This window comes from Micrococcus sp. TA1 (assembly GCF_014199555.1).
Classification (GTDB): Bacteria; Actinomycetota; Actinomycetes; order Actinomycetales; family Micrococcaceae; genus Citricoccus.
The window spans coordinates 193,635-218,430 of sequence record NZ_JACHNW010000002.1 but is presented as its reverse complement, the minus strand read 5'-3'; the positions used below and the strand labels follow the sequence as shown (position 1 = coordinate 218,430).

Here is a 24,796-nt window from a genome sequence, read left to right as displayed (position 1 = left end):
GAGATCCGTCGAGATCCGCCGCGGTCTGCCAGTGTCGGGTTCCCGGTGGGGAGCGCCGACCCGGTCTGACATCATGAGATGGATGAGCACTCTCGACTTCGCCCGGGTGGCGTGATGAACCAGGTTTCCGACCCGTCGCCGGCGGCGGCCTCGCGCTTGACCTTCTGTGGGCTCTCCATCGCCTACGACCACCGGGTGCTCGAGCCCAGGCCGTGGACCGAGGCGCAGTCGCAGTGGGCGGCCGAACTGCTCCCCGACGCTCCCGCCGGTCCGGTGCTGGAACTGTGCGCCGGCGTCGGGCACATCGGACTGGGCGCCGTGCGCGAGGGCGACCGCGACCTGGTCATGGTCGACGTCAACCCGGTGGCCCGGGAGTTCGCGGTGGCGAATGCGGCCGCCAACGGGCTGGGTTCCCGCGTCGAGTTCCGGCTGGCCCGGATCGATGAGGCGCTCGGTGAGGACGAACGGTTCCCGTTGATCATCGCGGACCCGCCGTGGGTGCGCTCGGCGGAGACCTCGCGGTTCCCGGCGGACCCCGTCCTGGCGATCGACGGCGGCGACGACGGCCTGGACCTCGCGCGGACGTGCGCCGACCTCATCGTCGGTCACCTGGCCGGCGGGGGCTCCGCACTGCTCCAGCTTGGCAACACCGCCCAGGCCGAGCTGATCGCCGCCTATGCGGGGCAGCGGTCCGACGGTGCGGTCAGCGCGGTCGAGACCCGCGTCTTCGACCGCGGGGTGGTCGTGCGGCTCACCCGCTGACCCCTCAGGCTGCCCGGCGGGCCGGTCGGTGCGCCGGTCAGCGGCCGGGGCGCCTGCGCATCACCTTGTGGGTGCCGTCACACCACGGCTTGATGGCGGAACCGCCGCAGCGGCAGACGGCGCTGACGGGCCGGGTGGTCTGATATTCGTTGCCGTCCTCGTCCTGCACCACGTGATCGCCGCGGAGCAGGATCGGGCCTCCCGGACAGAAGATCACGTCCGGGTGGCCCGGGGTCATGCCCGGCCCCTGGCCCGGCAGCCTGCCCGGTTCGTCGCTCATGAGGCCCACGCGCCGAGCATGCGCTGGGCGTAGCGGTCGTCCTGGTCCAGGCTGGTCCACGCGCCGAAGAAGACGTCCTCGTGCAGGGAGGGCTCCTCGGCCAGCAGGGCCCCGCAGATCGTGCGGACGGCCAATTGCTCGTGCACCGCGTCGGCCTCGACGTGCTCGGTGTAGTACTCGACCATTTCCGCAGGGAAGCCCAGGCGCTCCAGCCCGCCGGCGATCTTGCGCGACGGCGAAGAGCTGGTGGCCTCGAAGGCGGTCAGAAAGCCGAGCGAGGCCGCACGGAGTCGCCGGTTCAACCCGAACAGGGACATCACGTTGTTCTGCTCGAGGACCTCGACCGGGACCTCGTCGATGTACGCGCCGTACTCGGCCGACAGGCCGCTGGCCGTCAGGCCCTGGGCGAAGAGGTGGGCGTGCAACCGGTGCGGGTTGCCACCCCCGTACTCGTCGTACTGCAACTCCATCACGGCGGCCTTGACGGTATCGGACAGGCGGGGGATGACCCACGTGGTGTGGTCCGACTCCTTCAGGTGGTAGATCGACTTGTGACGCAGGAACTCCCGCACCTGCTCCTCGGATGCGGAGCGGTGGATGTGGGCCGCCAGCGAGGGGCCGTCGTGGTCGGCGACGAACGCGAAGAAGTCCTCGGCGAAGTTCCCGGGCTCGGGCACCCCGGGGGTCCGGGCGCGGAGCTCCCGCTCGAAGTCCTGCTCGAGGCGCCGTCGCACCGCGATCAGCTGCGGGTCCCACTCCAGGTCGCCCGCCACGTCCTCGAAGCCCCGGTAGTGCTGCTCGTACAGGGCCCACAGGGTGATCTGGGCGTCCTCGGGACTGCCGGCGTCCGGGGCGTCGGCCGCCCGGGAGGTGTCCCCGGTGCGCAGGGACTCCAGGACGCACTCGCTGAGCGGGCCGCGCGCGGTGGGGGTCAGCATGGGTCCACCTCCCGCCGGGCGGTCCGGGGCAGGGCGGGCTGGGGCAGAGCAGTGGGCTGGCACATCGGTCGGTGCATCCAGATCCTCGTCTCGGTGTGAAGGACGGCGGGTGGCCGGGGTGTCCGTCACCCGCCGGTTCCGAATCTACCGTGAGTGATGCGGGCCTCATCACCCGGGGCGCGCTGCAGGGGCCGATCCCTGTCCCGGGCGGGGCCCGCAGGGGGTGGGGGAATACTGCGCCGTGTGACCCCGGCCACGACGCCTCGGCTGCCTTCGGGTACGGTGGATGGCTCACGATCAACGGTTGGGGGACCGGACTATGAAGAACCTGTTGGCGGAAGCACTGGAGATCCTGCGGGACACCGAGGCGAACGACACCCGCACGAAGGCCCGGGGGCGCCGTGCCCACGCCCGCGTGCTGACGATGATCAACCTCGCCGACGAGACGGCCAAGCTCAGCCGGGAGCAGCGCATCGGGAACCTGCTGGCCCTGGCGCAACTGGACAAGGATTCCGGCTGGGCGCTCGAGGAGGCCCGCCGGATGCTGTCCGAGGAGGCCGGCTAGGGCCTGTCCTGTGAATCATCGCATCCACAGGATGGTGGCGGCGATGAGGAGTTCGAAGCGGTAGTAGGCGGCGCGCTTGGCGTAGCGGGTGGCCAGGTCGCGGAATTGCTTGAGCCGGTTGAAGCAGCGTTCGACCACGTTGCGGCGGCGGTACTCGGCGGCGTCGAAGGCCGGAGGCCTGCCACCGGCGCTGCCCCTGGCGGCACGGCGGGCTTTCTGGTCGGTGCGCTCGGGGCTGGTGAAGCGGATACGGCGCCGGCGCAGTGCGGCGCGGGTCGAGGGATGAGAATAGGCCTTGTCCGCCAGGACCGCCTCGGGGCGGCACCGTGGCCGGCCCGCACCGCGGCGGCGGACGCCGATGGCCTCCAGCAAGGGCAGCAACTGCGGGTTGTCCCCGTCCTGGCCGGGCGTGAGCAGCACGCTCATCGGCAGCCCCCGCCCGTCCACGGCCAGGTGGATCTTGCTGCTCAGTCCGCCCCGGGAGCGTCCGATCCCTTCACCGTCCACTGCGATGGCCTCGATCGCGGGCCGGCACCCCCTTTTTTACGGGCCCCGGCCGCGTGCTGGTGGGCCCGTACGACGGTCGAGTCGACGCTGATGATCCATTCGACCTCCCCGACGGCGTCGTCCTTGACGACGGCCTCGGCCAGGATCTTCTCCCAGGTCCCGTCCAAGGTCCATTTCCGCAGCCGCTCATGGGCGGTCTTCCAGGGACCGTAACGCTCGGGCACATCCCGCCAAGGAACACCGGTGCGCAGTTTGAACAGGATCGCATTGATCACCTGCCGGTGATCACGCCACTGCCCGCCGCGCCCGGACACCGGCAGCAACGGCTCGATCCTGGCCCACGCCTTATCCGTCAGTTCACCACGCCCGACCATTCCACAGGTCTAACACCGACAGTCCCAGATTCACAGGACACGCCCTAGACCGGTCCGCGCGGACCCCGGTTCGAGGGTGCCCTCCCGGGGGTCGCCTCCCGGGGGTCTCCCGAGGCCCGGGAGGGACGGACCGGGTGCGTCAGAGCGCGGGGTGCATCAGAGCGCGGTGCCGAGGAGCTGGACACCGACGCCCCACGCGGCACTGAGCATGCCCACCACGGCGACCGCGGAGATCAGGGTGGCCGCCGCCCACTCACGCCGTGACCCGGTGGGGCCCAGCACGGGCAGCTTCATCCGCCCGCCACTGCTCCACATCTCCCGCACCAGCGGCGTCCGGGACAGCTCCCGTGGCCGCCGGAGGCGCACGGGCCACAGCAGGTTGCAGCCGCCGTCGGTGAGCATGTCCCCGGCGACGTGGACCACCACGCCCAGCGCCACCGCCAGCACGAACCAGGAGCTCTCCGCTCCCAGCCCCACGGTGACCAGCGCCCCGCACAGGATCCCCACCAGCCAGGGGGCCCTGCGTGCCCGGTCCGGCATGAACCGCAGTGCCTTCACCGCGAAGGCGGACAGCAGCACGGTCCCGATCCCGGCGCCGAGCTGCAACGCGCCGGACTCGGTCGGCAGCGTCAACCGGGAGAGCAGCCAGGCCATCAGGGTGAACGCGGCGATCCCCAGCAGCGAGTGCGTCCCGTTGCGGTGCCCACCGGCGGCCCGGCCGAGGATGCGGCACAACCACTCCGAGACCGGCGGCAGGGAGTGGGCGATGGAGGCTTGCCGGTGGTCGGCGTCCGGCAGCAGTGCGGCGCCGGCGGCGACGATCGCCCCGGCCAGGACGCCGAGGTCCGTGATCCCGCCCAGCAGTCCGAATCCCAGGGGGATGGCCTCCGGCAGCGTCAGCAACGCCCCGGTGCCCGTGCCGAACAGCCCGACGCCGGCCAGCGGCCCCAGCGGCAGCTCACCGTCGGCGGCGATCAGCACCCAGGCCGCCGCACCGCAGGCGGCGTGATGTGGTCCCATCATGGGCGGGGTCCCCTCCTCGCAGATCAGGTGGGGTGCCGTCGCGGCGGCACCCCGGAACGCCCTCGGGATCGGCCTGGAGGGCCGGTCCCGAGGGCACCCAACATCTGATCACACGGGGCGGACGGGTTTAACCGTCGCGGGGCGGGCGTCCTGCGGGCACCCCCGCGGGGGTGGTCATCCGCGGTGTCATCCGCCGGTCGGAGACAGTCGATGGAGGTGTCCTGCAACCTTTTCGGCTCCGGAGCGGTAATTCGTGCGTAACCGTCGAGATGTACCCGTCGATTTCCACCCCAGGTCCGGCGTCGACCCCATCGGTTCCCGGACCGCGGCGAGCACCGCCACCACCATGCTCGGGGTTCGCCGCTGCTCGAACAGAAAAGGTGACGCAGTCATGGCCATCATGAACCCCGCACTCCGAGACGCCGCGGACGCGTTCCGGGGCCGCCCGGCACCAAGGGGTGCCCGCTCGGGCGTCCCCACGCAGGGCGTCGCTCCTCGAGGCGCCCGCGCGGCCGGCGTTCCCTCTCCGGGTGTCGCCGCCCCTGACGTCCCGGCGCAGGGTGTCGCGGACGCCGAGGTCACCGCCCCCGGCACCCCGGCCTCCGGCATCACCACCCCCGGCCTCTCAATCCCCGACCTCCCAGCGTCCGGCCGCCCGGCATCCGGTGCCCCCGGGCCGCGCGGGCCGGTGCGGGACCTGCCGCGCGGGCCGATGCCGCCGCTGACCGCGCTCACCGCACACACGTCCGAGGGCTGGAAGCCCGAGGGCGACTGGAAGCTGTACGCCGAGTGCGGTCCGGGTGACACCGAGCTCTTCTTCTCGAAGGACCCCATGGAGAAGAAGGCGGCCCTGGCGATCTGCAACGACTGCCCCGTGGTCAGCGAGTGCCTGGCGGAGGCGATGACGCAGGAGACGGGAGTGGACCTGCACGGCCGGTACGGTATCCGCGGCGGGACCACCCCGGTCCAGCGGCGGGAGCTGGCCCGCAGCCTGAACCAGCGCCCGGTGAAGCCGCGCCGCAACACGCCGACCTCGAAGGCCGGGTGAGCGGCGCGGCCCACGGCAGCGCGTCAGGGTGCCGCTGCGGCGGTCACCGGTGCCGCAGCGGCTTGCGGCTGGTCTCCGGGGCCAGGGCCACGGCGACGAACGAGACGGCGGCGGCGGCCATGAGGTACCAGCTCGGCGCGAGGTCGGTGCCCGAGGTGGCGATGAGCCACGTGGCCACGAGCGGGGCCGTGCCGCCGAAGACGGCGTTGGAGAGGTTGAAGGAGACGGCGAAGCCGGAGTAGCGGACCCTCGTGGGGAACATCTCGGCCAGGAAGCTGGGCAGGGTGCCGTCGTTGAGGGTCAGTAGGGCACCGAGCAGGATCTGGACCAGCACGATCACCACGAAGCTGCCGGTGCCCAGCAGGACGAACGCCGGGTAGGTCAGCACGATGAACAGCACCGAGGCGCTGATGAGGACCTTCTTGCGCCCGAAGCGGTCGGAGAGCATGCCGGTGAGGAAGATGAAACCGATGTAGGTCAGCAGCGCCACGGTGGTGGCGATGTAGGACAGCGTCTCGTCCAGGCCGATCTCCTGCGAGAGGTACGTCGGCATGTAGCTGAGGATCACGTAGAAGCCGACGGCGTTGAGCAGCACGGCGCCGCTGGCCACCAGCAGTGCGCGCCAGTGCTGCGTGAACAGGTCGGACACGGGGGTCTTGACGGCCTCGTCCTCCTCGGCCAGTTCGCGGAAGACCGGGGTGTCCTCGAGCTTGTTGCGGATGTAGCGGCCGATCAGGCCCATGGGGGCGGCCAGGAGGAAGGGCAGTCGCCAGCCCCAGTCGCTCATCTGCCCGGCGTCGAGCAGGCCGGTGAGCAGCGCGGCGATGAGGGAACCGAGGAGCAGGCCGGTCGCCGTCGAGGCCGGGACGACGGCGGCGAACAGGCCGCGCCGGTTCGCCGGGGCGTACTCGACGAGGAAGGCCGAGGCGCCGGCGTACTCACCGGAGGCGGAGAAGCCCTGGACCACGCGCAGCAGCAGCAGGGTGATCGGCGCCCAGATGCCGATGGCGGCGTAGGACGGGATCAGGGCGATGCAGAAGGTCGCCATCGACATCAGCAGGATGGACCAGGACAGCGCGGTGCGCCGGCCGATGCGGTCGCCGAGGTGACCCCAGACGAACCCGCCCAGGGGCCGGACGAGGAAGGAGATCGCGAACAGGGCGAAGGTGAGCATGAGGCCGGTCTGCGGATCGGACTCGGGGAAGAACACCGCGGTGATGGTGACCGCGAGATAGCCGTAGACGGCGTAGTCGAACCACTCGACGAAGTTGCCGATGAAGCTGGCGGCGACCACCCGGCGTCGGGTGGAACGGATCTCCTCGGGGCGGGGTTGTCCGCTGAGGGAGAGATCGGGGGCGTCATTGCCCGGTGTGCCCGACTCGGGATGCTGGCTGGTGAGGGGCTGAGAGCCCGTGCCGGAGGATGAGTTTCGGATCATGTGTAACCACCCTGGTTGAGGTTGCAGGGTTTGCAACGAGGTTGCATAAATGGAAGCATGTGACCCGAGTCACGTCAAGGGATGGGCCGCATGGCGGGTGCGCCGGTGCGGGGGCCGCGGGGTGCGCCTGCATAGTATGAGCCAGGTCACCTCTGCCACCGTCAGGAGCCCCATGAGAACCCGAATGACGCCCCTCCGCCCCGCCCTGGCCCTGCTGGGCGTGGCCGCCCTCGCGCTCACCGGTTGTGCCGATCAGATCAGGGGTGCCCAGGGTGACGCGGAGAGCTCACCGGTGCCCGCCGTGGGCTCGGGGGAGGCCGCCGGCGCCTCGCGGCTGGACGCCATCAAGGACTCCGGCCGTCTCACGGTCTGCACCACCGGTGACTACCCGCCCTTCACCGAGCAGGCGGAGGGATCCGGGGAGTTCACGGGCATCGACGTGGACATGGCCAGGGACCTCGCGCAGACCCTCGGCGTCGAGGTCGAGTGGGTCAAGACCAGTTGGAAGACCCTCATGGACGACTACCTGGCCGGGTGCGACATCGCGGTCGGCGGCATCTCGATGAACCCGGAGCGTGCTGAACAGGTCTTCTTCACCGCCCCGACCCTGGAGGACGGCAAGACGCCCATCGCGCGCTGCGAGGACGCCGGGAAGTACCGGTCCATCGAGGACATCAACCGTCCCGGCGTCACCTCGATCTTCCCGGAGGGAGGCACCAACGAGAAGTTCGCCCGCGAGCACTACCCCGAGGGCGAGCTGAAGACCCACGAAAACCTGACGATCTTCGACGAGATCGTGGCCGGCCGCGCCGACGTGATGACCACCGACCGTTCGGAGGTGCTGTACATCGACCACGAGTACGAGGAGCTCTGCGCGGTCAATCCGGACGAGCCGTTCGACTACTTCCAGAAGGGCTACATGCTCCCGCAGGGGGACGTGGTCTTCAAGCACTACGTGGACCAGTGGCTGGACATCGCCCTGAACGACGGCACCTATGACGAGATCGCCCGCCCCTGGATCGGCGACGTGGACCTGACGCTGGAGCGCTGAGCCGACGCCGCCGGGCGGACCGCCGGCCTCAGGCGGCGGGGGCCTCCTGGGCCCGTCGGCCCCGGCGCTGGCGGAGCACCACGGCCACACCGGAGGACCCCAGCAGGACCAGGCCGGCCACCAGGGTGGCGCCGCCGGCGCCGAGGGAGCCGTCGGTCCACTCGATGAGCGCCTCCGTGACCGCGGTGGTCAGCGCGATGACCCCCACGGCCAGGAAGGGCCACCAGCCGCGCCACCAGTACAGGCCGAACAGCGCCAGGGCGACGACGAACGTCACCGCGTACGCCCAGCCGGGTTCGGGATGCGCCAGGAGGACCTGCGCCCCCAGGAGCAGCATCAGTGCCCCGACCGCCCCGCCCAGCTGGGGTTCGGCCCACCACCGGCCGAGCAGGGAGAGGGCGAGCCATGTGGCGCCCACCGCCAGGATCAGCACGGCGCGCAGCACCTCGGCGCGGTAGTCGTCACCCGTCCAGACACTGGTGAGGAACACGACGGTGGCCAGGGCCAGCGCCAGGTGCAGCAGCGGTGAGGGAGCCAGCACATAGCCGACCAGCAGGATGACCAGGGCCAGCACCACCCCGGAGGTCATGGACACGTTGTGCAGGTCGTAGGACGGCGGCGGGAAGTTCTCGTGCAGGATCCAGCTGCCCAGCGCGACGCCGGCCGCGATGGACGCCGCGACCACGAGCGTCCCGGCCAGGAACCGGGGACGCGGGCCGAGCCGGTCGCGTAGCAGCCAGGCGCCGCCCGCGGCCCGGACGATCACGAGGGCACCGGCCAGGAGCACGACGGCGATGCCCCCGAGGATCAGGCTGCGCTGGAGGGCCGTGAGGTCGCCCCAGTACTGCGCGGCAAGCAGGATGACCGCGACGACGACCAGCGCGGCGCCCGCGTAGGCGATCACCTCGGTCAGTCGCGGACCCGTCCGCCGGCGTTCCTCCGGCGCACCGACGGCACCGGGCGGGGCGAGCTGGCGCTCGACGACGGAGATCGCGTCCTCCGCCCGCTGTGCGTCCACCAGCCCGGCATCCACCAGGCCCGTGACGATCCGGCGCGAGGTCCCCTGCTCATTCATGCGCGAAGCATAACCCTCCGGTGATGCTCCGGGTCAGGCCCCGGTCCCGGTCAGGCCCCGGTCTCTGTCAGGTCCGGGCCAGGCTCGGCCCGGTCTGTTGCTGGGTCTGCGGTTGGGTCTGCTGGTGGGTCATGGTCAGGCCTGCGTTCGGGTGAAGGCGCCGATGCCGGTCAGGGTGCGGCCGATGGTGAGTTGGTGGACCTCGTCGGTGCCCTCGTAGGTGCGCACGGACTCGAGGTTGTTGGCGTGGCGCAGCGGGGAGTGCTCCAGGGTGATCCCGTTGCCCCCGAGCATCTCCCGGGCCTCGCGGGCGATGCCGATCGCGACCCGGCAGTTGTCCAGCTTCCCGGTGGAGATCATCGCCGGAGTCACCGCGGCCGGGTTGGTGTCCTTGGTCCGGCCGATCTGATGGGCCAGCAAATAGCCCTTGTTGATGGCCACCGCCATGTCCGCCAGCTTGGCCTGCGTCAACTGGTAGGACGCCAGCGGGGTGCCGAACTGTTCCCGGCCCAGCGTGTAGTCCAGCACCGCGTTGAACGAGTCCCGGGCCGCGCCCATCACGCCCCAGATGATCCCGTACCGGGCCTCGTTCAGGCACTGGAACGGGCCCTTCAGGCCCACCGCGCTCTCGGCCGGCAGGATCGCCTCCGCCGGCAGGCGGACATCGGTCAGGGTGATCTCGCACTGCACGCTGGCGCGCATGGACAGCTTCTGCCCGATCGCCTCAGCGGAGAACCCGGGCGTGTCCGTGGGGACCACGAACCCGCGCACCCCCCGGCCGTCCCCGTGCTCACCGGTCTGGGCCCAGATGATCGCCACGTCGGCCAGGGTGGCCAGACCGATCCACCGCTTGGTCCCGGTGAGCACCCAGTCCCCACCCGGTTCCTGGACGGCGGTGGTTCTCATCGAGGCCGGGTCCGAGCCGGCCCCGGGTTCGGTGAGCCCGAAGCAGCCGATCGCCTCACCGGCGGCCATGGCCGGCAGCCACTGCTGTTTCTGGGCCTCGGAGCCGTGCTTGTGGATCGCGGACATCGCCAGGGAGCCCTGGACCGAGACGAAGGTGCGCAGCCCGGAGTCCCCGGCCTCCAGCTCCTGGGCCGCCAACCCGTACTGAACCGCCGACCGGCCCGCGCACCCGTACCCCTCCAGGTGCATGCCCAGCACCCCCAACCGGCCCAGCTCCGGGACGATCTCCCGCGGGAACACCGCCGCCTCGTACCAGCCGGCGATGTTCGGGCGGATGACCTCATCCACCACCGCCCGCACGTCCAGGGCCAGGGCCTTCTCCTCGGCGGAGAACAGCCCGTCCATCCCCGTCAGGTCCACCGGCCCCAAAAACGAGGCCGAGACATCCCCCGACACAGACCGACCGGCCGGTGCGGCAACCGAGGCGGCGGGCGCGCCGGCGGTGGATGCGGTGGATGGGGTGGACGGGGTGCTGTCAGTGGCGGTATTCGCGGTCATGTCAGGTCCTTGATCGGGGAGAACGGAAGCGGGGAACGGGGGAGCTGCAGTGCGGACAGGAGAACGGACACGGCGGGAGGGAACCGCGGCGTGCACGCCTCAGCGGGAGCGGGTCAGTGGTCCCGGGCGAGCCAGGCGTTCACGGACTCCGTGTCCTGGCCGAGGGCGGGCGGGGCCAGCCGGGGGTGCTTGAGGGGCGGGTCCCATTGCGTCGGGTGGCGGAACTGCCGCCCGGTCACCTCGCCCGTGGGGCCGGTGAGCTCCACCACGGGATCGAGCCCGAGGCCCTGGGCCAGGTCGACGCCCTCGTCGATCCCGCCGACCAGGGCGCACGGCAGGCCGGCGGCCATCAGGGTGTCCCGCCACTCGGCCGCGGGGTGCCGTCCCAGGGCCTGCTCCAGGAGGCCACGGAGCTCATCGCGGTGGGCGACGCGCTGGGAGTTCGTGGCGAACCGCTCGTCGTCCGCCACGGCCGGGAGGCCGAGGGCCTCGACGAACCGCCGGAACTGGCCGTCATTGCCGATGGCGACGGCCAGCGGCCGGTCCTGGCAGTCCAGCAACTGGTAGGGGACGATCGAGGGATGGTCGTTGCCCATGCGTGACGGGACCACGCCGGCGCCCAGCCAGGCCTGGCCCTGGTTCGCCAGGGCGCCCTGCAGGGACGAGAGCAGGTTGAGCTTGAGGTGGGCCCCCCGGCCGGTGGCCTGGCGACGGTTCAGCGCCGCCAGCACGGCGATGGTGGTGTCCTTCGCCGTCAGGACATCGACCAGGGCCACGCCGGCCTTCATCGGCAGCTCCGGGGTGCCGGTGATGCTCATCAGCCCCCCGGCGGCCTGCACGATGAAGTCGTACCCGGGCAGGTGCGCCCCACCGGCATCCCCGAAACCGGAGATGGAGGCGTAGACCAGGCCGGGGTTGAGGGCGGACAGTTCCTCGTAGCCCAGGCCCAGGGCAGCCAGGCCTCCGGGCTTGAAGTTCTCCACCAGCACGTCTGCCCGGGCCGCGAGCCGGCGGGCCTTCTCCAGGTCGTCCTGGTCGGACAGGTCCCAGCAGACGGACTCCTTGTTGCGGTTCACGGACTCGAAGTAGGTCGCCCCGGTGGCCGACGACGGGGGGGACCACGAGCGGGTGTCATCACCGGTTCCGGGGCGCTCGACCTTGATCACCCGCGCCCCGAGGTCTGCCAGGGTCATGGTGGCCAGTGGGCCGGCCAGCACCCGGGAGAAGTCGGCCACCAGCACCCCGTCCAGCGGCAGGTGGCCCTCCGCGGTCGCCGGGTCCGAGAGCGGGGACGCGACGCGGTCCGGATGCAGGTGGGGCGTGGCTGACATGATCGGGTGTCCCTCCGGGGGTCGTCGCGGCTGCGGTGGATCCCAGCCTAGGGATCCGCACCGCCGGGCAGAACTGCCGATTGCGCAGTCCTGCCGACCCGGCATTGACGATTCGTCAAGGACTGGTGCCCCGGGAACCAGCCGGGCCACACGTGCCGGACCCGGCCGTGCTCGTGGCCGGACGCGGGATCCCTCACGTGCTCCGGCGACTCCGCAGGGTCCGGATCCCCAGGGAGAGCACCAGCAGCCCGTCGGGATGCATGGGGTCGTGCCCCGTGACCCGGGCGATGCGCTTGAGGCGGTAGAGCACGGTGTTGGGGCGGACGTGCAGGACCGTGGCGGCACGGGCAGCCTGGTACCGGTGCTGGATGTAGGCTTCGAGGGTCTCCAGCAGCTCCGTGCCGTGCTCCCGGTCGTAGGCGAGCAGGGGCTCGAGCGCGGACTCCACGAGTCCGGCGGCGTCGGCCCCCTCCGCGAGGGTGAGGCCGAGCAACACGTCGCGGTGGGTCTGGACCCGGTCTGCGCCGGGCGTGGTCAGGGCGATGTCGGTCGCGGCCCGTGCCTGCCGGTAGCTGACGGCCGCATGCTCCACGCCGTCGCCGCTGCTGCCCACCCCGGCCACCAGTCCCTCCACCTCCTGCACGGCGCGGGCGGCGGCCTCCTGCAGGCCGCGGCCGTGCTCGGGGGCCTCCACGAGCCAGACGATCTCCTCGTCCCGCAGTCCCATCAGGCCCAGCCGCCCGCGCGTCGTGCCCTCGAGGGGTTCCCCCAGGGCGCGGGACGTCACCTCCTGGGCCCGGGCGAGGTCCTGCTGCCCCGGGGGGAAGCGGAACGTGAGGATCGCGTGCCGGTGGCCCTCGAGGTCGAAGCCCTGCAGGTCCAGGGCGTCCCGGAGCCGGGCGCGCGCCTCCGGCGCCGCCCGGCCGTGGATCAGGGCCTCCAGGACGTCACTGCGGAGGATCGGCCGGTTCCGGCGCAGGCCCGCCTGTTCCTCCACGTAGGCCTGGACCACCGCCGCGGACATGATGTCGACGTGTTCCATGACCCGGCCGGCCAGCCTGAGCAGCACCCGCAGCTGGGCCGGGTCCTGGAGGTCGGCACAGTCCACGAGCTCGTCCCAGATGGTGCGCTCCCGCACCCGGTAGGCGCGCAGCAACGCCGGCAGGGGCACGGCCTGGTGGAAGCGGCGTGCGGCCGCCCGCGCGTTCAGGCGGATCTCCTCCTGGGCGGGCGGGGTCTCCGTCATCAGGGAGGTGAGCATCTGGCGGATCTTCTCCGAGGCGAGCGGCAGCACGTCGCGCTCGACGACGCCGTCGGCGAAGGCGCGGTACTCGACGACCTCGTCCCGGTAGGTCTGGGCGAGGCGCCGGGCGATGTCCTCGATGCGGGCGTTGACGCGTTCGGAGATCAGCAGCAGGGCGCGGGAGTCCGGATCCCGGACGTCACCGGCGGGGGCGGGCCAGGTCGCCGGCATCACCGGGGATCGGTGTAGGTGGTCTTGTGCTGGGTGTAGAACTCCCGGGCCGCGCTGCCCTGTTCCCGCGCTCCGTAGCTGGAGCCCTTGCGCCCGCCGAAGGAGACGTGGGGGTCCACTCCGGCCGTGGGCGCGTTGACCATGACCATGCCGGCCTGGGACCGGCGCTTGAAGTCGGCGGCGTGCGCCAGGCTGCCGGTGCAGATCCCCGAGGACAGCCCGAACTCGGTGTCGTTGGCGGTGGCCAGCGCCTCGTCGTAGTCGGCCACCCTGATCACGGCCGCCACCGGCCCGAAGACCTCCTCGCGGTTGATCGTCATGGCGTTGGTCGTCCCGGTGACCAGGGCGGGGGACATGTAGTGGCCGTCCGTGGCGAGCCGGAGCCGTTCGCCGCCGTGGACCTCCCCGCCCTCCTCGCGGGCCGTGCGGACATAGGCCAGGTTGCCCTCCAGCTGCCCGCGGCTGGAGATGGGGCCGACCGCGGAGCCGGGATCCCGGGCATCCCCGACCGTCATTGCCCCGACCCTCGCCAGGAGCCGGTCCACGAACTCGTCGTGGACGTCGGCGGTGACGATCAGCCGGGAGGAGGCGGTGCACCGCTGTCCATTGGAGAAGAACGCCCCATTGAGGGCACACTCCACCGCGTGGTCGAGGTCGGCATCGCCCAGGACCACGAGTGGGTTCTTCCCGCCCATCTCGCACTGGACCTTGATCCCCTGGGCCACGCAGGCGGCCGCCAGTCCCCGGCCCACGGCCTGGGAACCGGTGAAGCTGAGGGCGTCCACCGCGGACGACCCGGTCATGGCCGCGCCGGTCACGGCGCCGGAGCCCATGACGAGGTTCAGCACCCCGTCCGGGAGCCCGGCGTCGGCCAGGATCCTCGTCAGTTCCCAGGCGCATCCGGGGGTGATGCCGGCCGGCTTGAACACCACGGCGTTGCCGAAGGCCAGGGCGGGGGCGATCTTCCAGGCCGGGATGGCGATGGGGAAGTTCCACGGGGTGATGACGCCGACCACGCCCATGGGGTCGTGGTGCATCTCGGCGATCAGCCCCGGCCGGACGGAGTCGATCACCGTCCCGGCGTTGCGCAGGGCCTCCCCGGCGAAGAAGTCGAAGATCTGCGCGGCCCGGTTGACCTCGGCCACGGCCTCGGCGATCGGCTTGCCGAGCTCGCGGGCCAGCAGGTCCCCCAGCTCGGCGGACCGGGCCGCCAGCTGCCCGGACGCGCGGGACAGGACCTGCGACCGGGCCAGGGGGCCGGCCTCCGCCCACTCCGGCCAGGCGTGACGGGCGGCCTGGACGGCCTCGGCGACGGTGTCCGCGTCCGCCTGGGCGTAGCGCCCGATGACGTCCGAGAGGTCCGAGGGGTTCACGTTCTCCGTGCGGTCCTCCGAACCCACCCATGCTCCGCCGACGTAGTTGTCAAAGGCTGGGGTCTGCGTCATCGCCTGCTCCTTCGTCGTCATGCCTGGAGCACCCGGTCGAGTGCCGCCGCGGCGCGGTAGCCCGAGGCCACGGCGCCCGAGAGTGACTGTGCCAGACCGGTGTGCTCACCGGCGATCGCCACGCGGCCCGCGGCCTCGTCGAAGGCCGTGGCGTCCGCGGCGCTCCAGTCGAGTCCTGCCGCGCTGTAGGCGCCGCGCGTCCAGACGTCGTCCGCCCAGGTGGTGAGCAGCGGCTCGCCGTCCGGCACCATGGACGGGCGCAGTTCGCGCAGCTTCTGCGCCCACAGCGAGGGCCCGTTCCCGACGTCCAGCGCCGCGACCGCGTCCGGCCCGCCCGCGAAGGTGGACAGGGCGGCGACGCGGTGCTCGCCGTCGATACCGAGGGACTGCCAGGACCACCACGTGTGCTCGGCGCTCTGCACGGCCGAGTCCTGCTCGGACGTCGAGACCGGCACCCCGAGCTTGGCGGCGACCCCCATGAACCGGTGGTCCAGGGCCATGCTCATGCGTTCGGGCAGGTCGAAGCCGAGCCGGAGGGAGCGCAGGAGCGGGAGCGGGACGGCGACGACGCCGGCGTCGCCCTCGACGCTGCTGCCGTCGGCCAGCTCGAAGCGCACGCCCCGCGGTGACTGCTCGACGCCGGCCACCGGGCTCTCGAGCCGGATGGCCGCGCCCAGCCTGCGCGCCAGCTCGAGCGAGAGGGACTGGTTGCCGTGGACCAGCCGGCCGCCGTCCTCGACGTAGAGGTCTTCCGCGGAGGACTCGTGGAGCACGGCGGCCTCGGCGCTCACGGCTTCCGGGTCCGCGGCCAGCGACGTCGCCATCCGCCGGTAGACGGGATCATCCCGGAACCCGGCACCGAGGGCCTCCCGGAACACGGCCGCGACGGACACTGACCGCTCCCCGTCCTCGAGCATGCGCCGGAGGGTGTCCCGGGCGGCGTCCATGCGCCGGGTGAGCGTGTCGACGTCGACGTGCCGGCCGTTGAGGGTGCGCCGGGCGTACCGGACGCCGTGGCTCATGATGGGCACGCCCACCTCGGCCGCGAGGCGGCGGATGGCGAACTCGGTGGGGAAGATGTACTCGCCGCCGCGCTCGGTGATCACCCCGTTGGGCAGGGTGGCCGACCAGGTGCGGCCGCCCACCCGGTCCCGCGCCTCCAGCACCACGACCTCGTGGCCTCCCTTGTGCAGTTCCCACGCGCTCGTGAGGCCGGCGAGGCCGGCTCCGGCGATGACCACCTTCATCGTGACTCCTTCTTCCAGACGTTCCCGACATTCCCGAGGCTTCCGGCGTTCCCGACGCCGACGGGCTCCGGGGCCGGTTCCGCGGACCCTGCCAGCTCGTGCCGGATGCGGGCCGCGGCCCGCAGTCCGCTCTCGATCGCGCCGTCGACGAACCCGCCCCAGAGGTTGGCGTTGTCGGAGGTGGCGAAGTGCACGGCTCCCTGGGGTTCCTGGAGCCCGGCCAGGTCCCGCGTGAGCTGCCCCGGGCGGAACAGCTGCCAGGTCGTCCCCGCCAGGTCGTCCGCCATCCAGTCGTGGCCGGTCACGTCGAGGACCTCGAGGTCGTCGCGCCAGACGTCCAGGGCGGCCTGCGCGTCGCGGACGGACGTGACGTCGAAGGCCTCGTGGTCCGGGCCGAACCCCACGAGGATCGAGGCGTCGTCGGCGATGAACTCGCTCTTGACGACGGAGAGGGGGTGCTCCTGGCTCGAGTAGGCGAAGAACCGCTGGACCGGCCCCCGGACCTTGATCCACACCTTGACCCCGCGCGAGGCGGACCTCTCGGCGTTCATCCGGGCCACCGCCCCGGTCAGCGCCGGTGCGAAGTCGATCCGGTGGATGGCGTTGAACGGGGTGGTCACCACCACGCGCCGCGCCCGGAGGGTGGAGCCGGAACCGTTCTCGCCGTAGGCGACGGTGGCCCCGTCCGGGTCCTGCCGGACCGACCGCACGCGCTGGCCCAGCCGGATGCTCCCGCGCACGTCCCGGGCGATGTCCCCGGCGAAGGCGGTCATGCCCCCGTCCACCCGATAGGTGGCCGAGGCCTCGTGCATCAGCTCCCAGAACCCTCCGGTGGCCGCGGCCCACCGGAGCGCGCCGACCAGGCCGACGGCGTCGAGCCGGGCGTTGGCGTGGCCCACCCATACGGACTCGTTGGCGCGCCGCTCCTCCTCGCCGAGGTCGAGCTCGTCCAGGCGGTCCTGCAGCGAGCGGGGGTCCAGGGTGGTCAGGTCCGGTGAGGAGGCGGGATCCGCGGGCCGGGGGAGGGCGGTGAGGGCATCGCGGACGATGCGCGCCTGCCCCGGGGCGATGAGCGCGTTGAACTCATCGAGGGTCCCGGTCCGTACCTGGCCGCCGGCGCCCAGCCAGTACGCCTCCTCGGTGCGGGGGCTGCGGACGATGTCCCGCCCGTACCGAGTCAGCTCCGCCCACGTGTGGGGCTGGACCCAGTGCACCCAGGTCCCGCCCAGCTCCAGGTCGTGCCCCAGGCGGTGGTCCGTCCAGACGCGGCCGCCCACGCGGTCGCGGGCCTCGAGGACCACGACGTCGAGGCCCGAGTTCGCCAGTTCCCGCGCGGCGATGAGGCCGGCGAAACCGGCACCGACGACGACGACGTCGGCGGACTCCTCGGGAGGGTTCGGCGGGGGGACGGACACGGGTGCTCCTTCGGGGGTCGGGGTAGCGACGGCCGCCCGCGGGCGGCCGCGGCGGGTCAGGTGCCGGGGACGATCTGTGGACCGATGTCCAGGGTCGTGACGGTGGGTGGGCTCGTGATCACCAGGACGATCGCGGTGCCGGTGCCGGCGTTGCGGATGGCGTGCGGGGTCGAGGTGCGGTACTCGGCCGTGTCACCCGGTTGGAGGACGTGCTTCTCCTCGCCGATGGTGACCTCGGCGGCCCCGTCGATGACGGTCACGATCTCCTGGGCGTCACCGTGGGTGTAGGGCTCGTCACCGGTGCCCTCGCCCTCGTCGAACTCCAGGCGGTATCCCTCGATGGCCTGCAGGGGCGGCGGGGTGAGAAGGATCTTGCGGTATCCCGCGGACTGGATGGCGGGGTGGCGCCCGAGCCGGGTGACCCGTCCCGCCGGGGAGCGCTGGGTGAACAGATCGGCGAGGTTGATGCCCAGCGCCTCGGCGATGCGGACCAGCGTGGCGATGCTGGCGCCCGATTCCCCCCGCTCGAACTGGCTGATGAAGCTGGGCGTGGTGCCGGTGAGCGAGGCCAGCTCCCGCAGTCCCATGCCCCGGTCGGTGCGCAACTGCCGGACCCGGGGACCGGGAGTGCCGGTGACGGAGTCGGGAACCGTGGTGTCGGACTGTTCGGCGGTCATGGGTGACCGTCGCCGGGCAGTGGGAGGCGTGCCGCGCTGACGTGGGCGGACGATCTGTGCATGCCAGTGCCTTCCTGATCGCATTTCCCGCCGGGAATACGGCGTGAGGACTGTCACAAGGAGAGTGTGGATCAGCTATTGTGTTTGCCCACCATATTGCTATTCTGAACGTCATCGCAAGCAGGACTTAACGCCTGTTCAGTACGGAATGGCTCTGCGGGGCAGGCATATGGGGTCTACGGACAACCTGAGGAGTACCCATGCACACCACATCCCCGCGGCGGCGTACGATCCGCGCAGTCACCCTCGGCATGGCGGCCGCCGTCGCGCTGGCCGGCTGTGGCTCATCCGAACCGGAGCCCTCCGCGACCTACGACCTCGGGACGCCCGTGGCGGGCGAGGTCCCCGAGGGGGTCTTCGAGGGCGTCACGCTCACCTTCGCCGGCTCCGGCGGCATCTTCCAGGAGGGCCAGACCACTGCGGCCTGGACCCCCTTCGCCGAGGTGACGGGGGCGACGTTCCAGCAGGACGCCTTCGATCCCGGCAAGCTCAAGGCGATGGTGGAGAGCGGGAACACGACGTGGGACCTCGTCAACACCACGCAGTTCGACACCGCCCGTTTCTGCGGCACGCTGTACGAGGAGTACGACTACTCGAAGGTGGACATCTCCAAGGTGCCCGAGGGCACCATCACGGACGACTGCATGGTGCCGCAGATCCTCTACGGGCTCGTCGTGGCCTACAACACGGAGGCCTTTGGGGACAACCCTCCGACCAGCGCCGCGGACTTCTTCGACACCGAGAAGTTCCCGGGTAAGCGCACGGTCAGCATGTCGCAGTACGTCGATCCGCAGATGCTCGAGTTCGCCATCGTGGCGGACGGCGGTGACACCGCCAACCTCACCCCGGAGCAGATCCCCACGGCCATGGAGAAGTACCGGTCACTCGGGGACGACGTCATCGGCTGGACGAGTGGCGCCCAGGCCCAGCAGCAGCTCGAGAGCGGCGAGGCCGTCATGGGCCTGGTCTGGAGCGGCCGCGGGTACGGAGCGGCGGCGGCCGGAGCCCCGGTGGCGCCGATGTGGGACGAGTGGATGGTCATGGTCGACTCCACCGGCATCCCCAAGGGCACCAAGAACCTCGACGCGGCGTTCGCGGCCGTGAACTTCTACGGGGGTGCCGAGCAACAGGCCACCATGACCGAGGAGACCTCGTACGGCCCCATCAACACCGAGGCGAAGCCCGAACTCGATGACACGCTGAAGACCTGGATGACGACGGAGAACCTGGAGACGGGTCATTACCCCAACGTCGACTTCTGGGTCGAGAACTACGACGCGCTCGCCACCGAGTGGTCGGGCTGGGTGACCGGGGGCTGACCCATGAGCTCCGCCACGCGAGCGCTCGCGACCGACCCCGCGCTGGCCGCCCCGCCGGCCGGCGCGGGGCCGTCCCGCCGATCACGGGTCAAGTGGGGCCCGCTGCTCCTGCTCCTGCCGGCCATCGCGGTGGTCACCATGTTCTTCCTGGTGCCGCTGGTGGACGTGTTCGTCCGCAGCATCACCGACCCGGAACCGGGGCTGCAGAACTATGAGTGGCTGCTGACAAACCCCGTCAACCTCGAGGTCATCGCCCGGACCTTCCTGACCTCCCTCGTCGTCACCTTCGTGTGCCTGGTGGTGGCCTATCCCTACGCCTACCTGATGACGATCGTGGGGGAGCGTGCCCGGGCATGGCTCACCCTGTTCGTCATGATGCCGCTGTGGACCAGCATCCTGGTCCGCACGCTGGCCTGGATGGTGCTCCTGGCGGACACCGGCCCGATCAACGACTTCCTGGAGGCCATCGGCGTCGGCCGCCAACCGCTCATCCGCACGACCTTCGGCGTCGCGCTGGGCATGGCGCAGGTCCTGCTGCCCTTCATGGTGCTGCCGATCTACTCGGCGCTGGCCAAGATCGACCGCCGCCTGCTGTCCGCCTCCTCGAGCCTGGGCGCGAACGGGATCACCACGTTCTTCAAGGTCTACCTGCCACTGTCCCGGCCGGGCATCTTCGCGGGATCGATCACGGTCTTCATCCTGGGCCTGGGCTTCTACATCATCCCCTCGCTGCTGGGCTCGCCGAAGGAGGCGATGGTCTCCTCCCTCATCTACCAGCAGGTCAGCGTATTCCTGCTCTGGGGCCAGGGTGCCGCGCTCGGCATCGCCCTGCTCGTGGTGACGCTGATCATCCTCGTGGTCTTCAACCGGTTCGTCCGGGGAGCCAGCCTCGCCCCGGGGGTGGAGCCGGAATGACCATGAAGAGAGTCCTCGTCGCCTTCTCCGTCCTCGTCATCTTCCTGCTGATCGTGCCAACCCTGGTGATCGTGCCGATCTCCTTCAACGCCTCGCCGTCCTTCGACTTCCCGCCCAAGGGCTGGTCGCTGCAGTGGTACGAGAACTTCCTCACCGACCGCGAATGGCTCAAGGCACTCGGCAACTCGGTGCTCGTGGCCATCCTGACGGCCACCGTGGCCACGGTGACCGGGGTGCTCGCGTCCCTTGGCCTGAGCCGGGTCAGGTTCCGGGGCAAGTCCCTGCTGGAGAACTACTTCCTGGCTCCGATGATCGTCCCCGGGATCGTCATCGCGATCGGCCTGTACTCGCTGTTCATCCGGCTCGACCTGCTCGGCACCATCCCCGGGTTCGTCTTCGCCCACACGATCGTCGCCCTGCCGCTCGTCATCATCAACGTGATGGCCAGCCTCCAGGGCGTGGACCCGAGGCTCGCGCAGGCCGCCGCGAGCCTGGGGGCGAGCAAGGCGCGGACGTTCTTCACGGTCACGCTGCCGCTGATCGTGCCGGGCGTCACCGCGGGGGCGCTGTTCGCCTTCGTGACCTCGTTCGACGAGATCATCCTGTCCCTGTTCATCCAGGATCCGAGCCTGCAGACGCTTCCGGTGAAGATCTACCGCAGCGTCACGCAGAGCACCGACCCGACGGTCGCGGCGGTCGCCGTCATCACCATGGCCGTCTCCGTGACCGTCATGCTGGTCGCCCAGCTTGCCACCCGAAAGAGGAAGGCCCTCACATGACCGAGACTGGAGCGCACAGCGTGGGCGCAGCGGAACCCGGGGAGCGCGACCTCAGGGACGCCTCGCTGGACACCCGCACCCTCCGGCAGATCAACGAGGCCGGCATCAGCCTGAAGGGCGTGACCAAGCGGTACGGGGACAAGGCCGTGGTGGACGACATCGACCTGGTCATCGAGCCGGGCGAGTTCATGACGCTGCTGGGACCCAGTGGATCGGGCAAGACCACCACGCTCAACATGATCGCCGGGTTTGCGGACGTCACCGAGGGCCTGCTGCACATCTATGGCAAGCCGGTGGCCAAGCTGCCGGCGCACAAGCGGGACATCGGCATGGTGTTCCAGAACTACGCGCTCTTCCCGCACATGACGGTCGAGGAGAACGTCGCCTACCCGCTCCAGCGCCGCAAGATGCCCAAGGCCGAGCAGAAGAAGCGGATCGCCGAGTCCCTGCAGATGGTGCGCCTGGCCGAGTACGGTGGACGGTATCCGGCGGAGCTGTCCGGCGGCCAGCAGCAGCGCGCCGCGCTGGCCCGGGCCCTGGTCTACAACCCCCGGGTGCTGCTGATGGACGAACCCCTGGGCGCGCTGGACAAGAAGCTGCGCGAGTGGCTGCAGCTGGAGATCAAGCGCATCCACCAGGAGGTCGGCTCCACCTTCGTCTACGTCACGCATGACCAGGAGGAGGCCCTGTCCCTCTCCGACCGGATCGCGGTGTTCAACAACGGCAAGATCGAACAGGTCGGCACGGGCGTGGAGCTCTACGAACGTCCGGACACCCTGTTCGTGGGGCGCTTCCTCGGGGAGTCCTCCGTGCTGCGGGCTCCGAGCTCCACGGCCACGGTCCGCGACGGGAACACCACCCTGGCCGTGGGCGACGATCACGTGACCGTCCCGGGCGAGCGCCGGGGGGTCGAGAGCCTGGCGGTCCTCGTCCGCCCGGAGAACCTCTCGCTCGAACTCCCCGGCTACGTCCCGGCCTCCAGCTCGGAGAACGCCCTGCCGGTGACGGTCAAGACCGCCACGTACCTCGGCGTGGGCTGGCGGTACGACGTGGTCCTCTTCGACGGGACCAGCGGCATCGTCCGCACCCCGAACGACGCCACGCGCTTCGGGCCGGGAGACCAGGCCGTCGTCACGTGGGACGTCCGCCACGGCGTGCTGCTCGAGGACCTGGGCGAAGGGGACGAGTCCACCACGTGAGCCCAGGCCGCCGCGGCCGGTGACCACCGTTCGCCATCCGGGCCCATGCCGCGGCGGCGCCGGCCCGGCGGCCTAGCGTTCCGGCAGGTCCAGGTTCTGCACCCGCAGCATGCCCCGCGCCAGCACCTTGCCGGAGGCCTCGTCCGTGATGACGACCTGCCAGAGCTGCTGGGTCCGGCCCTGGTGCAGCGCCTCGGCCGTCACCAGGGCCCGGCCGCCGGTGCTGGCCCGCAGGAAGTCGGTGGCGTTGTGGACCCCCACGGCGAACTGTCCCCGCTCGGCCACGGCGGCGTTGGCCCCGGCCCCGCCGGCGATCTCCACGATGGTCGCGTAGACACCACCGTGCACCACGCCCTGGTCGGTGTGGTGCTGGGGGCCGAAGTCGGCGTGGCCGCGCACTCGCGTGGCGGACACCTCGTCGGCGGTGAAGCCCGAGGCCTGGATGAAGGCACTGGGCGGGGCCGTGAGATCGGTCATGGCGGGTTTCCTCCCACGGGGCAGGCGTGCGGTCTCTGCGGCCATCATGTCAGGTGATCGGCCGGTGGCGGGCCGCGACGTCACGGCCGAGGACCGGTCTCCACCCTGGGGTGGGGACCGGTCCTCGGTGTCGTGTCGCAGCCGGTGTCGATCCGGCCCTGGGTGATGTCAGGCCGCCACGAGCTCCCGGCGGTCCAGGTAGGGCAGGCCGTGTGCCTCGCCCACCGAGCGGTGGGTGACATGACCGTCCGTGGTGTTCAGGCCGGCGGCCAGGGCGGGGTCGGCGGCCAGGGCGGCGTCGACGCCGAGGTCGGCCAGGGCGACGGCGTAGGGCAGGGTTGCGTTGGTCAGGGCGTAGGTGGAGGTGCTCGGCACCGCTCCGGGCATATTGGCCACGCAGTAGAACACGGTCTCGTGCACCCGGAAGGTGGGGTCCTGGTGGGTGGTGGGCCGGGTGTTCTCGAAGCAACCGCCCTGGTCCACGGCGATGTCCACCAGCACGCTGCCGGGCTTCATGGCGGCGACCATGGCCTCGGTGACGAGCTTGGGGGCCTTGGCGCCGGGGATCAGGACCGAGCCGATGACCAGGTCGGCGTCCACGACCGCGCGCTCGACCTCCAGGGCGTTGGAGACCACCGTCTTGAGGCGGCCGGCGTACTGGGCGTCGAGCTGGCGGAGCCGGTCCACGTTGATGTCCAAGATGGTCACCTCGGCACCCATGCCCACGGCCATGGCCGCGGCGTTGGTGCCGGCCATCCCGGCGCCCAGGACCACGACCTTGGCCGGGCGGACCCCGGGGACGCCGCCCAGCAGGACCCCCTTGCCCCCGGCCGGGGCAGCCAGGGCGGAGGCACCGGCCTGCACGGAGAGCCGTCCTGCGACCTCGCTCATAGGGGCCAGCAGCGGCAGGCGGCGGTCCGCGGTCTGCACGGTCTCGTAGGCGATCGCCGTGACGCCGGCGTCCAGGAGGGCCCGGGTCAGCTCCGGCTCGGCGGCCAGGTGCAGGTAGGTGAACAGGATCAGCCCCTGCCGGAAGTGGCGGTACTCGGCGGCCACCGGCTCCTTGACCTTGAGGACCATGTCCGCCCGGGCCCACAACTCATCGGCGTCGGCAATGATGACCGCCCCGGCCGAACGGTAGGCCTCGTCCGTGATGCCGGACCCGGTGCCCGCCCCGGTCTCGACGAGGACCTGGTGGCCTCGGGTGGTCAGTTCGTGGACGCCGGACACGGTGATCGCGACCCGGTACTCGTTGTTCTTCACTTCGCGGGGGACGGAGATGATCATGGGGTGCCTTCCGAAGAAACGGTTGATTCGGTGAGATATTCTTCCGAAAGGACGGAAACGGCGCATTAAGACTGCAGAAGATTCGGTACATCGGGGAATACTGGAGGAATGTTCGAAGGTGGAAACCGTCCCGGCCCGGGTGCGTCGAAGGATCTACGGCCCCAGCGTGAGCTGGATCACCTCGATCGGCGCCTACTGGAGCTGCTGCGGGACAACGCGAGGATGACCAACCAGGCCCTGAGCGAGGCCCTCGGGGTGGCCCCCTCCACGTGCCTGGCCCGGATGAAGGCCCTGCAGCAGTCCGGGGTGATCCGGCGCTTCACCATCGATGTGGATCCCCAGGCGCTGGGGCGGGGCATCGAGGCGCTGATCAGCGTCCGCGTGCGGCCCGGGGCCCGTCAGCAGATCGCGACGTTCGCCGAGACGCTCAAGACCGTGCCGGAGGTGACGCAGTACTTCTTCCTCGCCGGGATGGACGACTTCCTGATCCACCTCACGGCGCGGGACACCGAGCACATCCGCCAGTTCGTCCTCGAGCACCTGTCCTCCAACCCCATCGTGGCCACCACCCAGACGAGTTTGGTGTTCGACCACGTCGCCGGGCCCGCCGCCCTCTGAGGCGCGGGGGTCGGAGGAGGCGCCGGCA

At 71.1% G+C, this 24,796-nt stretch carries 23 protein-coding genes and 1 pseudogene; 9 read left to right on the top strand and 15 right to left on the bottom strand.

All coding sequences use genetic code 11. The annotated features are described in order from the left end of the window. Nucleotides 1–114: 114 nt before the first annotated feature. Complete coding sequence (locus GGQ69_RS12330; protein WP_183529472.1) at nt 115–762, top strand: class I SAM-dependent methyltransferase; 648 nt, start codon at nt 115–117, stop codon at nt 760–762. Between the two features lie 37 nt (nt 763–799). Here GGQ69_RS12330 and GGQ69_RS12325 read toward each other — a convergent pair whose 3' ends face one another. Both GGQ69_RS12325 and GGQ69_RS12320 read right to left on the bottom strand, forming a co-directional pair. Beyond that, on the bottom strand, nt 800–1,042 hold the full coding sequence (locus GGQ69_RS12325) for a CDGSH iron-sulfur domain-containing protein (protein ID WP_221243759.1): 243 nt from the start codon (nt 1,040–1,042) through the stop codon (nt 800–802). Next, nucleotides 1,039–1,980: an iron-containing redox enzyme family protein gene (locus GGQ69_RS12320; protein ID WP_183528962.1), complete on the bottom strand. Its 942-nt coding sequence runs from the start codon at nt 1,978–1,980 to the stop codon at nt 1,039–1,041. Before GGQ69_RS12320 ends, GGQ69_RS12325 begins: the two co-directional genes overlap by 4 nt. Nucleotides 1,981–2,299: 319 nt before the next feature. On the opposite strand from GGQ69_RS12320, the gene GGQ69_RS12315 reads away from it, so the two are divergent. Further along, entirely contained in the window at nt 2,300–2,545 is a 246-nt protein-coding gene (locus tag GGQ69_RS12315; RefSeq protein WP_010143850.1) for a hypothetical protein, read from the top strand. Nucleotides 2,546–2,560: 15 nt separating this feature from the next. Here the strand turns inward: GGQ69_RS12315 and GGQ69_RS12310 are convergent. Next, nucleotides 2,561–3,426: pseudogene (locus GGQ69_RS12310) on the bottom strand (IS5 family transposase). Nucleotides 3,427–3,582: 156 nt separating this feature from the next. Further along, a complete protein-coding gene (locus GGQ69_RS12305; RefSeq protein WP_183528960.1) occupies nt 3,583–4,449 on the bottom strand; it encodes a metal-dependent hydrolase in 867 nt (288 codons plus the stop codon). A gap of 391 nt (nt 4,450–4,840) precedes the next feature. Between GGQ69_RS12305 and GGQ69_RS12300 the strand changes: the two genes are divergently transcribed. Then, complete coding sequence (locus tag GGQ69_RS12300; RefSeq protein WP_183528959.1) at nt 4,841–5,497, top strand: WhiB family transcriptional regulator; 657 nt, start codon at nt 4,841–4,843, stop codon at nt 5,495–5,497. A gap of 43 nt (nt 5,498–5,540) precedes the next feature. Here the strand turns inward: GGQ69_RS12300 and GGQ69_RS12295 are convergent, their stop codons facing one another. Beyond that, nucleotides 5,541–6,935 (bottom strand): MFS transporter, encoded by a 1,395-nt coding sequence (locus GGQ69_RS12295; protein ID WP_183528956.1) that lies wholly within the window; start codon nt 6,933–6,935, stop codon nt 5,541–5,543. A 172-nt stretch (nt 6,936–7,107) separates the two neighbouring features. Here GGQ69_RS12295 and GGQ69_RS12290 point away from each other — a divergent pair, with 172 nt between their 5' ends. After that, nucleotides 7,108–7,986, top strand: a complete 879-nt coding sequence (locus tag GGQ69_RS12290; RefSeq protein ID WP_255459694.1) for a transporter substrate-binding domain-containing protein — start codon at nt 7,108–7,110, stop codon at nt 7,984–7,986. 28 nt (nt 7,987–8,014) lie between these two features. Here the strand turns inward: GGQ69_RS12290 and GGQ69_RS12285 are convergent, their stop codons facing one another. From GGQ69_RS12285 to GGQ69_RS12250, 8 genes are all read right to left on the bottom strand, one after another. Next, nucleotides 8,015–9,061 (bottom strand): DUF2157 domain-containing protein, encoded by a 1,047-nt coding sequence (locus tag GGQ69_RS12285; RefSeq protein ID WP_183528955.1) that lies wholly within the window; start codon nt 9,059–9,061, stop codon nt 8,015–8,017. A 135-nt stretch (nt 9,062–9,196) separates the two neighbouring features. Beyond that, entirely contained in the window at nt 9,197–10,372 is a 1,176-nt protein-coding gene (locus GGQ69_RS12280) for an acyl-CoA dehydrogenase family protein (RefSeq protein ID WP_183529468.1), read from the bottom strand. Between the two features lie 266 nt (nt 10,373–10,638). Further along, on the bottom strand, nt 10,639–11,856 hold the full coding sequence (locus GGQ69_RS12275; RefSeq protein ID WP_255459693.1) for a CaiB/BaiF CoA-transferase family protein: 1,218 nt from the start codon (nt 11,854–11,856) through the stop codon (nt 10,639–10,641). A gap of 193 nt (nt 11,857–12,049) precedes the next feature. Beyond that, nucleotides 12,050–13,330, bottom strand: coding sequence for a CdaR family transcriptional regulator (locus GGQ69_RS12270; RefSeq protein ID WP_183528953.1), 1,281 nt, complete (start codon nt 13,328–13,330; stop codon nt 12,050–12,052). After that, nucleotides 13,330–14,775 (bottom strand): aldehyde dehydrogenase family protein, encoded by a 1,446-nt coding sequence (locus tag GGQ69_RS12265; protein ID WP_183528951.1) that lies wholly within the window; start codon nt 14,773–14,775, stop codon nt 13,330–13,332. The genes GGQ69_RS12270 and GGQ69_RS12265 overlap by 1 nt, the downstream gene beginning before the upstream one ends. 17 nt (nt 14,776–14,792) lie before the next feature. After that, a complete protein-coding gene (locus GGQ69_RS12260) occupies nt 14,793–16,022 on the bottom strand; it encodes an NAD(P)/FAD-dependent oxidoreductase (RefSeq protein ID WP_183528949.1) in 1,230 nt (409 codons plus the stop codon). Further along, a complete protein-coding gene (locus GGQ69_RS12255; RefSeq protein WP_183528947.1) occupies nt 16,019–17,437 on the bottom strand; it encodes an NAD(P)/FAD-dependent oxidoreductase in 1,419 nt (472 codons plus the stop codon). Before GGQ69_RS12255 ends, GGQ69_RS12260 begins: the two co-directional genes overlap by 4 nt. 56 nt (nt 17,438–17,493) lie before the next feature. Next, entirely contained in the window at nt 17,494–18,114 is a 621-nt protein-coding gene (locus GGQ69_RS12250; protein WP_183528945.1) for a helix-turn-helix domain-containing protein, read from the bottom strand. Between the two features lie 260 nt (nt 18,115–18,374). Between GGQ69_RS12250 and GGQ69_RS12245 the strand changes: the two genes are divergently transcribed. Genes GGQ69_RS12245 through GGQ69_RS12230 form a run of 4 tightly spaced genes read left to right on the top strand, consistent with a single transcriptional unit; the run spans nt 18,375 to nt 22,386 of the window. After that, nucleotides 18,375–19,493, top strand: coding sequence for an extracellular solute-binding protein (locus GGQ69_RS12245; RefSeq protein ID WP_183528943.1), 1,119 nt, complete (start codon nt 18,375–18,377; stop codon nt 19,491–19,493). Between the two features lie 3 nt (nt 19,494–19,496). After that, nucleotides 19,497–20,408 carry an ABC transporter permease gene (locus GGQ69_RS12240; protein WP_183528941.1) on the top strand — a complete coding sequence of 304 codons (912 nt, stop codon included), beginning with the start codon at nt 19,497–19,499 and terminating at the stop codon, nt 20,406–20,408. After that, on the top strand, nt 20,405–21,187 hold the full coding sequence (locus tag GGQ69_RS12235) for an ABC transporter permease (protein WP_183528939.1): 783 nt from the start codon (nt 20,405–20,407) through the stop codon (nt 21,185–21,187). Before GGQ69_RS12240 ends, GGQ69_RS12235 begins: the two co-directional genes overlap by 4 nt. Next, nucleotides 21,184–22,386 carry an ABC transporter ATP-binding protein gene (locus GGQ69_RS12230; RefSeq protein WP_183528936.1) on the top strand — a complete coding sequence of 401 codons (1,203 nt, stop codon included), beginning with the start codon at nt 21,184–21,186 and terminating at the stop codon, nt 22,384–22,386. The genes GGQ69_RS12235 and GGQ69_RS12230 overlap by 4 nt, the downstream gene beginning before the upstream one ends. A 72-nt stretch (nt 22,387–22,458) precedes the next feature. Here GGQ69_RS12230 and GGQ69_RS12225 read toward each other — a convergent pair whose 3' ends face one another. Together GGQ69_RS12225 and ald are read right to left on the bottom strand one after the other, a co-directional pair. After that, nucleotides 22,459–22,863 carry a PaaI family thioesterase gene (locus GGQ69_RS12225; protein ID WP_183528934.1) on the bottom strand — a complete coding sequence of 135 codons (405 nt, stop codon included), beginning with the start codon at nt 22,861–22,863 and terminating at the stop codon, nt 22,459–22,461. A gap of 168 nt (nt 22,864–23,031) precedes the next feature. Beyond that, nucleotides 23,032–24,150 carry an alanine dehydrogenase gene (ald, locus tag GGQ69_RS12220; protein WP_183528932.1) on the bottom strand — a complete coding sequence of 373 codons (1,119 nt, stop codon included), beginning with the start codon at nt 24,148–24,150 and terminating at the stop codon, nt 23,032–23,034. A gap of 108 nt (nt 24,151–24,258) precedes the next feature. On the opposite strand from ald, the gene GGQ69_RS12215 reads away from it, so the two are divergent. Then, the gene (locus GGQ69_RS12215) at nt 24,259–24,768 is read left to right on the top strand and encodes an Lrp/AsnC family transcriptional regulator (protein WP_183528930.1); all 510 of its coding nucleotides are present in this window, start codon (nt 24,259–24,261) and stop codon (nt 24,766–24,768) included. Nucleotides 24,769–24,796: the final 28 nt, after the last annotated feature.